Here is a 13,022-nt window from a genome sequence, read left to right as displayed (position 1 = left end):
GGGTCCAGGATGATCTCAGGGCCGCAGGATCGTGATGCGGGGTCTTCCCCCGCTGAGCCGCAGGAGTCGATCCCGGTCGATTTCTACCCCCAGGCCGGGCCCCTTCAAGGGCTCCGCGATTCCTCCCTTCCCGAAGGACACGGGTTGATCCGTAACATTCTCCCTTAAAAGGAAGGCATCGTAAGAGCCGTCGTGATAACGGGCATCCCCACAGAGGAGGCTCAACGCCCTTCCTGCCGCCGACAGGATTCCCGATTCTCCAAGGTGGCAGCCGATCTGGAAGGCTGTACCACCGGAACGGAGATATTCAATCATTTCAAGGCATTTTCTAAACCCTCCGCACTTGGATAACCGGATGTTTACCATTCTGTAATGGCCTTCTTCCATCACACGCTCTAATTCACCGAGAGTGCAAACCGATTCATCCGCCATCAACTGGATACCCGCCTCCCTTATTGCCGGGGCCAAGAGATTGATATCCGGGTCGCAGGGGACCAGGGGTTGTTCAAGGACGCTGACCCTGAAGGCCTGGAGGAGCGGCAGGTGGGCCATGGTTTGCTCACGGTTCCAGGCCATATTTACGTCGATCTTGAGGTCATAATCGTTTCCGAAGACCATGGAGATAGCCTTGAGGGCGGAGCGACTTTCCTCGATATTCCGTCCAAGTTTGAGTTTCACCCGATTGATCCCCAACTCCCGGATCCTGCGCCCGAACTCCTTGACGACTTTTCCGTCACCTAAGGGTATGGCAGACCCGTAAACCACATTCCCGGTATAGAAATCCTTTGAAAAAAAGTCGTTGATCGACTTCTCCCGGCTTCGGGCGAGGATATCCAAGAGGGCCGTCTCGATGGCGCAGGTGGTGGAATGGTGGATCTTTCCTGGAGGCAGGCTGTCGATATAGTCCCAGATCTGCCCCGGCTCTTCCAGGTTCCAGGGAAAGGAGGGACGATTCACCAGGCGGCCGGCATCGATCAAAGCACTTCCCTGGGACTCGCCCGTCACGTAAGGCCTCGGAGCTCCTTCGCCGTATCCCCTCAACTCCCCTTTTCCAGCGGACACTTCAACGGCAATGTTGTTTGCGGAAAACCTGTGCTTCAAGGCATGGGAGAAAGGGATGGAGAATGGGAGAGAAAGACTATAGATCTTTACAGAATCCAGCCTCATGATTCCTCCCCGGGGGCAGAGTGGAAGAAGACATGGAGGGATTTTGAGGGAGACTCAGGGTGAACACGGTTCCTTCATTTACCTTGCTGTCCACCTCGATGCTTCCTTTGTGATCCTCCATATTCTTATGGGCGATAAAGAGACCCAATCCCGTTCCATTGTGGATACTGCTCTTGTGTTTGGTTGTGAAATAGGGATCGAAAACCTTCTCTAAGTTCTCCGGGGGGATGCCGATCCCCGTGTCCCGAATCTCTATGCGGACTATTTCGGAGGATCGGCCATCACGGGTCTTCAGGGTCGTAACATCAATCTTTCCTCCTTCCGGTGTGAACTCCACTGCGTTGGACAAGAGGTTCAAAATAACTTGTTTCATTTTCTCCGAATCCATCCATATTCTCCCGACCTCTGGATCAAAGAAAGTGGAAACCTTTATCTTCTTTGCATTGCTCTGTGGGGAGACCAACAGGATCATCCGGTTTATTAGATCATGGAGATCCTCCAACTGGAAGTGAGGTTCATGGGTCTTGACGAGATCCAGGAGTTCCGTGATCAGGTTGTTTACCCTGGCCGTTTCTTCCAGGGCGATATTATAAAAATTGTTTCGGAACTCCTCGTCGTCGTACTTATGGGGAAGCATTTGGATAAAGGTCCCGATGGCCGTCATGGGATTCTTTATTTCATGGGCAAGCCTTGCTGAAAGGTTGCCGAGGAAAGAAAACTTTTCGGCCCGGCTCAACAGGGCGTGGGAACGCCTGAGTTCCTCCATCTGCTTGCTCAATCGCCGGTACAGCTTGGCGTTTTCAATTGCGATCGCAATCTGGGGAGCAAAAATTTCCAGAGTCTCACGGGTAGCCTCCGGAACCCCTCCCTTTTCAACGGCATCCGTTGCGATCACCCCGATGACCCTTGAACGCGTAATAAGGGGCACTACGTAAACGGACTCCGGATTCCCGTAAGTCAAAAGGATATTACCCTTCCTCAGGCGCGAATTCCGCACTTCCGGAATATATTCCGACCTTCCGACACTGGCGACCCTTGCCAGGGTATTACTAAGCCTGTCCAAAGGAACCTTGTAATTCTTGATCGCTTCAGGCACCTCCCCCTCAAAGCCCGCCCCATATAGATACTCGAGGCACCTCTCTTTGGGATTCACAAGCATTATGATGGCCCGGTTGATTTTACAGACATTTGAGAGGATGTTCATGATCACCTCAAGAAGCTCTTCCAGGTCCAGGATCGAAAGGATGGCCTTACCGGTCTCCTGGATGGCGGTGAGCTGCTTGATCTTTTGATTCAGCTCGAGATTGAGGCGATTGACCTCCTCATACTTCTCCTCAATAACCTTCTTGTCCTCTTCCATCTCCTTGATGGTATCCATGAGGACGGACTTGGTGGTGAAAAACCTGGAGAGGATTTCATGAAACCGATTTCTCGCCGACCACGTAAGACGATATTCGCAATATGGGCCGCCCTCAAAGAAGCAGCAGGTCTCTTCGAGATTCAGGGGTCTCGCGCCCCAGACCCGTGGCATATACCTGTAAGATCCTTGATTCATCAGGCAAAAATCCTTTGTCGAACCCATCTCTGGATACCAGTGGAGCCTGATCACGGCCTCCCGCTTCTTCAAGTGAACGAGTTCGATTCGTTTATTCCTGTTCCACTTCTCGTTGATCTTTCTCAGATTTTTGAGGCCTTTTTTCGTCGACCAGAAGGTCTTGACGATGATTCCCTGGGTATAACCCAGGGTGGTCGTCTCAACAGCGAACTTTGCTATTTTGAATGCCGCCCTCTCATCCTTCAGGATCCGTCGGGCCCGTTCATATAGCTTGGCCCCCACTGTGCAGGAAATCCAGTTGTTCGGATCGGTCAAGAAGGCTTCAGGATCAGGTAGATCGTCGATTTCAGGATCGAGGTCACCCAACAAGCCAGAGACATCCCCCTTGTTATGGGCCCTTACATAATCGAAGATGGCCTTTGAATTGATGCAATTGAGTTCTTTCTCCATTCCAAAGAGGCCTCCCATCCGGAACCCCTCAGAGGGGCAAATTTCGGGTGCTCCTTGGCCCAGACATCAATCCCTCATACTTGCCGGCGAGTGCTGGAGCAATGCGGCGAAACTCCGAAAGGCTTTCCATCTTGGCCCGAAGGACCGTTCTACCCTTGTCACGAAAACAGGATCCCGGCACCGTTTCATCAGCAAAGACCTCGGGTGGAAATCTGAAAAAGGGCATCAAGGTCCACAGACTTTCCTGAAGCAGGGGGGTTATCCTGGACAACTGATAAATCTTCTGCATATAGGAAAGCACCTTGTCGAAATCCAGACCTCTGGAAGGTCGCCTTACAACATTATCCCCGAAAACCCCTTGATCGTCAAAGATCACATCGGACATTGACGATGCCAATTGGTGGAGCCTGGTCTTGGGATAGACCCTGCATTCACCTATCTTGAAAACGTGTCCTCCCGGTCCGCCATATTCAGCGAGTTCTTCAGCAAAACGAAGGGTCTCCTCCAGGTCTTCTTCCCCGTCCCCTGGAAATCCGGCGATCATGAAAACCATGATCGGAATTTCATGTTCAGCGGCCTGTCTGAAGATGGCACGGGTATTATTAATGTAATGCTCGTAATGCTCCCGGTTCCGGACCTTGTTCATCCACTTCAGTGTATCGAAACTCGCGGATTCCAAACCGATGGCCAGCGAGCCGCAGGCCCCCGCGATCTTGGGAAAAGCCGAGGGGTCCATTATATCGCCCCTCGTCTCGAAGTTGACCTTCATTCCCAAGGACTGAACAAAGGGAAGAAGATCGATTGACTTGAAAAGGGCGTCACTGACCAGTATCATCCGGGCGCGGCTCTCCCTGGAAAGCATGGCGAGGTCTTCCTTCACGACCTTTTCCGGAACCTCCCTCCAACCTGGTCTCATGTAAGACTCCATGCAGAAAGTACATCGAAAGGTACACCCCCTGCTGAAGGCATAGGGCAGGAGATCATAGTCCGAGAGAGACTTCAGGGGGCTCGGGTCCAGAGGGGGCTTTTTTTTGGGGTCAAAGCGTACCAGGTCTTTGCTGAAAAGAAGTTTCCCCTCCTCTTTCCAGACCAGGTTGGGGATATCATCCTTTCGTGGGTCCCGCCCCCTTTCAAAGGCTTTCACGATACCGGCCAGAGGAATCTCTCCCTCGCCGCGAACAACGAGATCGATAGACGATGTCCTGGATAGCATTTCTTCGTAGTAAAGAGTGGGGAAGTACCCACCCACAAACAAGAAGGCGTCGGGGTCCGCCTCCTTGATACGATCGCACAGGTCGATAACCTCTTGGGCCTGGGCGATGGCAGTGCAGGAAATCCCGATACATGCGGGATTTAAACCGTCCAGGTCCCGGAGGACTTCGTCATATATGAGTTCCTTGCCCTCTCGTGTAAGTGGCAGGCCATAATCAACAGGCAAAGACAGGATCCGGATCCGGGATTCCGGATAAAGCCTTTTCACGTAACTTGCTATCTCCACCAGAGGAAGCGGATAGGCGGGAACATACATTCCTATGTTTTTTGACAGGGGCTCCATCAGTAGTATCAATGGGGTTTCCATGAAAAGTCTCCACGATATCCAGGCAAATGGGGGAGTGTCACGGCAAGGCATAGCCCGGCACCGGGCCTTCACACGGCATACCAGGCCTCCGGGGAATGTGCCCGGTGCCTCCCTTCGAAAGAGGTGCGGCCATCATAGCGTATTCCTTCCACTGGTACCACTGATCGGGATTTGAAAGGATACAGAGTTCGAGGAATTTCAACACTGTCTCACCCACTGAACGATGCTCCAGATGACCCAAAATCTCGGCCATCTTTTCGTATGAGTACATCCTGAGCGCGTAATGGTTCAGGTCGTATCGATGGATCACCCCGAAAAGAACCTCGGCCCCGCTCCTCCGATGGATTACATTGATGGTTCTGTCCAGTCCCGTCATCCTTCCAAGGAAACTGATCTTTTCCTTTCGGGAAGGACGCCATTCCTCAATTTCATCACATTCAGTGATCAGGACGCGGTTCAGTCTCAACTCCCCGATTGCTCTTTTGACAACGTTTCCCTCCTCGGTGACGTCGATTAATTTGATCCCGTAATGCACCGCCTGAGCATGTACCTTGTCTCTCAACTTACGGGAATTGAAACGTGCGATCATGGTAACCGGGAAATCATTGACCGCGAGCAGGCAAGGGATGTACTCGATGGCGCCGTAATGCCCTGTTACGATTATCACCCCTTTCCCTGCAAGCAATTTCCTGTGAAGAATGGCCAAATCATCTTTCTGTACATGCCTGTTCAGAAAATGCGCCGCTTTTTCAGGGGTCTCGAAGGCGATGAACATCTTTTCGTAGTAATGGGACAGGATACCGTTAAAGATCTCCTTGGCAAGTCTCCTTGGGATCCTCCCGCTCCCGTCGGGCAAAAGGGCACTAGATGCAGCGCCGATGATCCGCTTCTTCTCTTTCTTATGGAAGAAAAAGTACAGTTTTCCTAGGAAAAACAGGATGAGTTTCGCAGTCTTCCACCCAAAAGTCAAATAAAGGAAGACATTCACCCTCATCTGGAGGAATGTGCTTAACTTTAAACGGCCCATCTTCATCTTCCTCATCCTGTGAGGAAATTTCCGGTCAAAATCGGATTGAACGGGTCTGAGATCCGGGTTTCTTCCGGAAAAACATTTCTCAGTGTCTCAGAGGCAGGCCGGGAGGTTTGTCATCTCTCCATTTGTCTAATGAATTACTCAATTCCCGTGCCACGGCGGAGAAAAGAGGGGGCTTACGATCGCCTTGACAGGAAAGTCGGGTGAGGCATATTTAAACACGGCAAAATTTATTAAATTTCAAACTGTTAGAAATGCAAATAATTATTAAAAATATTCCGAGTTAACATTGAGAGTGTCCTGCTCTTCGATGGGTTCAAGTGGAACCCTCAAAAATTCCATTCTGGATGCACATTTTATTGTGCAGCGGATCGCTTAAACGACATTTCTTGACGAGATTCCATGAATATGATCATAATACGACAAGGTAGCATCTGGTCCTGGGATGGAACTCCTCAATCAGGCAGGATTTTCCATCGTTTCAAATCCCCAGTCTCCGGCACACCTTCAAACAAAGACGCTTACGGAAAATGATCAACCGAAAAGCCACCATTCTCGTCGTGGACGACGAACGCGGGATCCGCGAATCCTTCAGGATGGTCCTTAAAGACACCTATCATGTCCTTTTCGCGGCCACAGCCAAAGAGGCCCTCGACACCTTCATAAAAAGCAATATCGATTTGATTCTTTTGGACATCCTCCTGCCGGATGCAAGTGGCCTGGATCTCCTGGATCGTTTCAAATCCATCGATCCTAACGCGGAGGTCATCATGGTCACGGCAGTCAAGGAAATCAAAACGGCCGTTCAAGCAATCAAGCTGGGTGCTTATGAATACCTCGTGAAGCCCTTTGTAGTGGAAGACGTGCTGAACTGCATCCATAGGGCCTTGGAAAAGCACAAACTCTTAAAGGAAGTGACTTACCTCCGCAATGAACTTGAGCGGTATCATCCTTTTGAGGCTATCATAGGACAGGACGAAAAGATGAAGGAGGTGTTCGATCTTGTCTCCACCATTGCCGGGAGCGAAGGGGCCGTGTTTATTTACGGAGAAAGCGGCACGGGAAAGGAACTCATCGCCAGGGCGATCCACAACCTCAGCCCCAGAAAGGATCAACCCTTCGTGGTCATCAATTGCGCCGCTATCCCTTCTTCCCTCATGGAAAGCGAACTGTTCGGCCACAGAAAGGGCGCCTTCACCGGGGCTACCCAAACTACGATGGGCAAGCTGGAGATCGCTGACAAGGGGACGGTTTTCCTTGATGATATCGATACCTTGGACATCAACATGCAAGCTAAGCTGCTGCGGGTCATCCAGGAAAAAGAATTCCAGAAGCTGGGAACCACCAAGGTCATCAAGATAGACGTAAGGTTCCTGGCTGCTACCAACAAAGATGTGGGCGACCTCATTTCACAAGGGAAGTTCAGGGAAGATCTTTACTACCGCTTGAATGTGTTTCCCATCACACTCCCTCCCTTGCGAAAAAGAAAAAAAGACATTCCTCTCCTCCTGGACCATTTCCTGGAGCTTAATGCCAAGCGGACAGGGAAACCGCCCAAGAGGTTTTCCAAGGCCGCCGTAAAGGCCCTGACTGAATATGACTGGCCGGGCAATGTGAGGGAACTCCAGAACCTTGTCGAGCGGGCCTTCACGATTTCCAAGAACTCGGTCATTCATTTCAAGGAACTCGCTAATTTCCACACCGACAAAAGGCCCTTGAAGCACCTTCCCCTCAAAAAGGCCGTGAGTCATTTCGAATATGAGTATATCTCCGATGTCCTTGAGCACGTGGGAAACAACCGGAAAAGGGCGGCGGAAATCCTTGGGATCCACCGAAACACCCTGTTGGCGAAGATCACCGAGCTTGGTATCAATACAGGGAAAAAGGATGAGGAATAAGTATGCCCCCTTAGGTCCACCCTTTAGAGGAACGAGCGTTACGTCCGTCCGCCCTGGATTTCACTCTCCTATCCCATCCTGTCTCTGAAAGGCGGCCGGGCGGAACCTCCATTCAGTCAGGGAATCATAGATCCCACTTCAGGATGGAAGCCCCCCAGGTCAATCCCGCACCAAAACTTACCAGCAATACATTCTGTCCGCGCTTCAAAAAACCTTCCTGATAGGCCTCGTCCATGGCAATGGGAATAGTGGCCGATGAAGTGTTCCCGTAACGGTGAATGTTGGAATATACCTTTTCCATAGGGATCCCGAGGGACTTCGCCAATCCACGCATAATCCGAATATTGGCCTGGTGAGGAATAACAACGTCGATATCCTGGCACGCCAGCCCTGTCTCGGCGAGCGCATCCCGGGTTACTGCGGCCATGCAGGAAATGGCCTTCTTGTAAAGCCGATTCCCCTCCATCTTCAGGAAGAACGGTTTACTTTTGACATCGCCCAGAATATCCGGAACGTGGTTGTGATTCCCGTAAGAGGCATAAAGAAGGTCCCAGTACTTGCCGTCGGATTTCAACTGGGATGTGAGCACACCCTTACCGTTCGAGGAGGGGGTGATCACCACGGCTCCGGCCCCATCCGCCAGGAGCACACAAGTGTTTCTGTCCTCCCAGTTCACAATGCTTGAAAGTCGCTCGGCACCGATCACCAGGACGTTTTTACAGGTACCGGCACGAATGGCGTTATCCGCCATGCTAAGGGCATAGAGAAAACCCGAGCAGCCCGCGGACACATCGAATGCGGCCGCGTTCCGGGCTTTCAAAGCAGTCTGGACCATACAGGATGCCGCGGGTAACTGCCGATCAGGAGTGACCGTGCCCATGATGATCATCTCCAGATCATCTGGTTTCACTCCGGCCATATCCATCGCCTTGATGGAGGCGCGTGTGGCGAGTTCCCATGTACTTTCGTTTTCTTCCGGGCATGCGATCCGACGTTCCCGAATTCCGGTACGCCGGGTGATCCATTCATCAGAAGTATCGACTATCTTTTCAAGATCCTTGTTGGAAATTATTTTCTTCGGGACAGAAGAGCCTATCCCGCTGATGCGCGACTTCGGCATGGTTTTGACGTCCTCTTTTTGTATTAGATTAATCCGGCAGGAAGCGCCCCTCCATAAACGGCTCTTTTTCCATTCTCTCAGGTCAAGCCCAAACCAGGGACCTACCCGTAAGGTGGGAATCGTTGCTACCGGGCAGACAAATTTTAATCCTCGAAATACCCCAATGTATGGATGCTTGTCCCACTTGTATCTCCAGGGGGGGGGATTAAAATTTCCGCCTCCTTTGACCTTGGATAAAATCGCCTGTTTATGGATGGACACCAGGTAATGAAGCCCAACCCTGCAAGCAGCGGGGTCTCATGAACGGAATTCCTATGGGGTCGACCTGCCATTCCTTCCTGCAGCATAAGCTACAGGATATCCTGGTGAAGGCGAATAAAGCCCTTGCTTCATGCCCGGGTACCCGATTCCATGCCCGGGCAGGGGAAACGATGTTTCCGTGTTTCATTGCGTCTCCTCAGTAAGGCCCTGCACCGATTGAACCGCCTCGGCCATGATTTCGTTGATTTCATCTTCGGTAAAACCGAGAGTATCAAGGGCCTGTTCGCTCAATGAATACTGCATCCCGTCCAGCCCAGCCCCCATTCCACTCATCATAGCCACGGCATCGGCCAGATGGACAATATAGGCCAAGATGTTGCCATCGGACGACTCCGGATTGTGGTGGCATCCTATAGCGATACGCAACGGTTCCGGGACATTCCAATGCTTACATAGTTCCAGTGCGAGCTCAGCGTGATCGAAACCCAGGATCCTTTTCTCCGCCACAGTGAAACTCTCGCCACTATCCTCGGTGACTGCTTTGAACGCCTGTTTCCGTTCCAGGATATAAGGATCCAGGGCGAGTTTTCCCGCGTCATGGATCAAGCCTGCTGCAAAGGCATCGTTTTCCAGGGCGGGCTGTTTTCTAATTGCAATAAGCTTGGAAGCAAATGCGACTCCCATACTGTGAACCCACAGGTCGCCGGAATCCAGCTCATAGCCCTCAAGCCTGCCCCCAAGAAGATCCGATGCCCCGGCCATGGTGATAAGTTCTTCCAAGGTCTTTTGGCCCAGCACAACCGAGGCATGTTGGAGGGATGAAACCTTTCCCATGAGGCCATAAAAGGGTGAATTGGCCATCTTGAGTACCTTCGCCGCCAGGGCCTGGTCTGTTTCAAGGACCTTCGAAAGGGCCTCGAAACTGTAATTAGCATCCCTCATAATCTCCTGGGCCTTCAGTATCGTCTGGGGCATAGGGGGGAGATCCCTGACACTTTTCAGAATCAAGGCCTTCAAGGCCTCACCGGTTACCTCTTCTCCCTTGGAGGAAACGGATGCGGCTTCAATAGAACCCTCCCCATCCAGGAAATTCAGGTCGACTGATATCGGCTCTTTGCAATTGGGGCATGGTATAGCAAAGTGCCGTTTCTTGGGTAGGCGCTCTTTCTGGAGCCTGTAAGCCTTACTGCAATGGGGGCATACGATTTTCATTTACCTTTCCGCCTCCTTATGGAAATATCCGCGGCCCCTTTTTGTCGGCTGTTGAAAAACTACCGTGCTTGTCAGGTTTTTCAACAACCAGTTAGTGTCCATCCATAAATGGCCAATTTCCGCAATCTCTGCGCCTGCCTGTGCCGGACCTATCTGCCATTCGGCAGACAGGTCAGGCTCAAATTTTAATCCTCAAAATACTTCAATGTATTCCTGCGGTTAAAATTTTCGCCTTCCTTGACCTTGCACAAATTTTCTCATTTATGGATGGACACCAGTTAGGCGATCTTGATCTTTCCGGCGTCGATATCCAGGATCATACTGCGCACCCTGTTCCCACCGGTCTGCTCGATCTTCACTCCGAGGTTCGCTTTCTTAAGAGCATCCTTGACCGCCTCAACCACGTTTTGACCCGAATTTATCGCCGCTCCCTTGCCCAGGAGAGTAGCCCCACCGGCGATGGCAACGGAGAAAGGAGGGTTCACGCCCTTTCCCCTGAGTTGATCAAGGATGTAAGGGATGGCCGTATTGGCATACATGACCGGACTCTTGGCCGTAAGCTTCCCTGACTTGGGAGCGAGGATGTGAAGGCCGGCCCCGGTTTTTTGGGCCGCACTGTATAAGATTACTCCCACGCCTGAACCGATATGATCTATCCTGAGTCGGCCTGACTGGGCGATTGCATATTGAAGCAGTTTTACAGAAATATCCGGCATATACAGTTCCCTCAAAGTCAATCACATGAAGCTCGACCGAAAGGAACTGTATGAGAAAGGTCCTGATCTGTCAAGGAAAAAGACCGGGGCTATGTACTTGGATTCAGGATCAAACAGGCAGGCTCAAACCGGGAACCCGCCCGAATGGCGGGGAGTCCAAACGGAGTGCGGATAAATTTTAACCCTCGAAATACTTCGATACATGGATGCCTGCCCCCTTGGCATCCTAAGCAGGGTGGATTAAATTTCCCCCTTACCCTCCGAGGCGTAAACCCCTCGGGCCTGAGGCTTGCACTTGAACAATATTGAACATTTTCAAAGGTCTCTCTGGACGACGGGCCCCTAAAATGGGCCAAAATCGGATCTATTGTGGCACACAAAACGCATACAGAGGCGTTAACATAATATAATTTGGGTTATGTTGCTTTTTGTTACCGCCGGCGCATCTTTGGATCCAAAGCATCCCGCAACGCATCACCGATCATGTTAAATCCCAATACAAACAAGACGATACTCGCGCCTGGGAATACGACGGTATACCAGTATCTGAGAGGATCACTCGGAGGACCGACAATGTAATTTCGCGCCAGCGCCACCATCTGACCCCAATCCGCAAAATTCTGTGCTTCTCCCAGTCCAAGAAATGCAAAAAAGGCAGCTGCCAGGACAATGTTCCCAATATCCAGAAAAGCCAGCGCCATAACAGGATATATGGCATTGGGTATGATATGACGGATCATAATTTTAACATTCGATACACCCATGACCTTAGCGGCTTGAACATAATCGAGTTCTCTTAATGTTAATATGCCGGAACGCATGACACGGGCATAATTCCGCCATCGTACGATGATCAATGCGATCATGATCTTATCGATTCCCCGGCCAAATGCCACAACAATTGCCAAGGCAAGCACCAGACCGGGAATGGTGAAAAATACATCTGTAATCCTCATCAGTATCTCATCTACAATCCCTCCAAAATATCCGGCAAGGGTCCCGATAATAATTCCGATAATCAAACTGCATATGATGACCACTCCCACCACCTTGAACATTGTGCGGGTTCCCCAGACCACGCCGTAATAAATGTCATATTGCCCGGAGGTTGTTCCGAAAATATTTTTCTTGCTCGGTGGTTTTGGGGTCATCGAAAATCCGTGATGAGGTATTTTATACGGATTGTCTTTGTATTCCGGCTTGGCCAGATACGGAGCGCCGACCGCTACCGCAATAAACAGGAGAAGCAAAATGCTCCCAAACACTGCCGACGGATTTCTGAAAATCCGGCGCATCAGAAATTTAAATTCCTTTAGCCGGGGATAGTTTGCTTCCATTTTTTCTTTTATTTTGGGATCAGTCATTGATTAAAGCTGCGTCAGGCTCAGATTTTAATCCTCGAAATACTTCAATGTATTCCTGTGGTTAAAATCTTCGCCTTCCTTGACCTTGAATAAAATTGCCTATTTATGGATGGACACTATTTACCTAACCCATAAATCAGCATCTGATCACAGGATCAACATCTAGTCCAATCGTATCCGCGGGTCGATCTTCGCACATATAATATCGACGACCAAATTTATTATCACAAAAAATACTGCTATAAGGATTATCATCCCCATCAAGGCGGGCAAGTCCAACTGAATGGCGGAGTTGGCTATCCACCACCCCAGGCCTTGCCTGTTGAATATTACTTCTACTTCTATATTTCCCTGAAGTAAAAATGCAACAATCAAACCGGAAATGGTGACTACCGGTATCATGGCATTCTTGCGGGCGTGTTTGTAGTAAACGGTTCGATAATCCGCACCCTTCGCCAGGGCAGTAATTACATACTCCTTAGTGATTTCTTCTATCATGGTGGATCGCATGACCCGGACAACCATGGCCACCAGTACCAGTACGGACGTTATGACGGGGAGGATCAAGTGGTTCAGGGCATCGAGTGTAATATCCAGGCGTCCGTTCAGTATCCCGTCAATTGTATACATTTTGGTGTAACGGATAAATTTGCCCGGATTATCTATA

General features: G+C 50.6%; 10 protein-coding genes. 1 reads left to right on the top strand and 9 read right to left on the bottom strand.

Features of this window, described 5'->3' with window-relative positions:
- Nucleotides 1-15 precede the first annotated feature (15 nt).
- Genes JRF57_12115 through JRF57_12100 form a run of 4 tightly spaced genes read right to left on the bottom strand, consistent with a single transcriptional unit; the run spans nucleotide 16 to nucleotide 5,778 of the window.
- Nucleotides 16-1,167 (bottom strand): hypothetical protein, encoded by a 1,152-nt coding sequence (locus JRF57_12115; GenBank protein MBW2304444.1) that lies wholly within the window; start codon nucleotides 1,165-1,167, stop codon nucleotides 16-18.
- A complete protein-coding gene (locus JRF57_12110; protein MBW2304443.1) occupies nucleotides 1,139-3,172 on the bottom strand; it encodes a GAF domain-containing protein in 2,034 nt (677 codons plus the stop codon). Before JRF57_12110 ends, JRF57_12115 begins: the two co-directional genes overlap by 29 nt.
- A gap of 28 nt (nucleotides 3,173-3,200) precedes the next feature.
- Complete coding sequence (locus tag JRF57_12105; GenBank protein MBW2304442.1) at nucleotides 3,201-4,751, bottom strand: B12-binding domain-containing radical SAM protein; 1,551 nt, start codon at nucleotides 4,749-4,751, stop codon at nucleotides 3,201-3,203.
- A 37-nt stretch (nucleotides 4,752-4,788) separates the two neighbouring features.
- Nucleotides 4,789-5,778, bottom strand: a complete 990-nt coding sequence (locus tag JRF57_12100) for a hypothetical protein (GenBank protein MBW2304441.1) — start codon at nucleotides 5,776-5,778, stop codon at nucleotides 4,789-4,791.
- Between the two features lie 536 nt (nucleotides 5,779-6,314).
- On the opposite strand from JRF57_12100, the gene JRF57_12095 reads away from it, so the two are divergent.
- The gene (locus JRF57_12095; GenBank protein ID MBW2304440.1) at nucleotides 6,315-7,682 is read left to right on the top strand and encodes a sigma-54-dependent Fis family transcriptional regulator; all 1,368 of its coding nucleotides are present in this window, start codon (nucleotides 6,315-6,317) and stop codon (nucleotides 7,680-7,682) included.
- Between the two features lie 124 nt (nucleotides 7,683-7,806).
- On the opposite strand, the gene JRF57_12090 is transcribed toward JRF57_12095, so the two are convergent.
- The 5 genes from JRF57_12090 to JRF57_12070 all read right to left on the bottom strand — a co-directional run.
- The gene (locus tag JRF57_12090) at nucleotides 7,807-8,802 is read right to left on the bottom strand and encodes a ketoacyl-ACP synthase III (protein MBW2304439.1); all 996 of its coding nucleotides are present in this window, start codon (nucleotides 8,800-8,802) and stop codon (nucleotides 7,807-7,809) included.
- A 444-nt stretch (nucleotides 8,803-9,246) separates the two neighbouring features.
- Nucleotides 9,247-10,275, bottom strand: a complete 1,029-nt coding sequence (locus JRF57_12085) for a zinc-ribbon domain-containing protein (protein ID MBW2304438.1) — start codon at nucleotides 10,273-10,275, stop codon at nucleotides 9,247-9,249.
- A 278-nt stretch (nucleotides 10,276-10,553) separates the two neighbouring features.
- Entirely contained in the window at nucleotides 10,554-10,991 is a 438-nt protein-coding gene (locus JRF57_12080) for a chemotaxis protein CheD (GenBank protein MBW2304437.1), read from the bottom strand.
- Between the two features lie 431 nt (nucleotides 10,992-11,422).
- Nucleotides 11,423-12,355, bottom strand: a complete 933-nt coding sequence (locus JRF57_12075) for an ABC transporter permease (GenBank protein MBW2304436.1) — start codon at nucleotides 12,353-12,355, stop codon at nucleotides 11,423-11,425.
- 162 nt (nucleotides 12,356-12,517) lie between these two features.
- On the bottom strand, nucleotides 12,518-13,022 hold a 505-nt coding region (locus JRF57_12070; GenBank protein MBW2304435.1), incomplete at its 5' end, for an ABC transporter permease.

The organism is Deltaproteobacteria bacterium, from assembly GCA_019310525.1.
Classification (GTDB): Bacteria; Desulfobacterota; DSM-4660; order Desulfatiglandales; family HGW-15; genus JAFDEE01.
The sequence above is the reverse complement of the archived record's forward strand: the minus strand, read 5'-3'. Positions and strand labels throughout refer to the sequence as shown.

Coding starts and splice junctions, on each gene's coding strand:
- JRF57_12115 (MBW2304444.1), bottom strand. CDS start 1,167: ATGAGGCTGGATTCTGTAAAGATCTATAGTCTTTCTCTCCCATTCTCC.
- JRF57_12110 (MBW2304443.1), bottom strand. CDS start 3,172: ATGGAGAAAGAACTCAATTGCATCAATTCAAAGGCCATCTTCGATTAT.
- JRF57_12105 (MBW2304442.1), bottom strand. CDS start 4,751: ATGGAAACCCCATTGATACTACTGATGGAGCCCCTGTCAAAAAACATA.
- JRF57_12100 (MBW2304441.1), bottom strand. CDS start 5,778: ATGGGCCGTTTAAAGTTAAGCACATTCCTCCAGATGAGGGTGAATGTC.
- JRF57_12095 (MBW2304440.1), top strand. CDS start 6,315: ATGATCAACCGAAAAGCCACCATTCTCGTCGTGGACGACGAACGCGGG.
- JRF57_12090 (MBW2304439.1), bottom strand. CDS start 8,802: ATGCCGAAGTCGCGCATCAGCGGGATAGGCTCTTCTGTCCCGAAGAAA.
- JRF57_12085 (MBW2304438.1), bottom strand. CDS start 10,275: ATGAAAATCGTATGCCCCCATTGCAGTAAGGCTTACAGGCTCCAGAAA.
- JRF57_12080 (MBW2304437.1), bottom strand. CDS start 10,991: ATGCCGGATATTTCTGTAAAACTGCTTCAATATGCAATCGCCCAGTCA.
- JRF57_12075 (MBW2304436.1), bottom strand. CDS start 12,355: ATGACTGATCCCAAAATAAAAGAAAAAATGGAAGCAAACTATCCCCGG.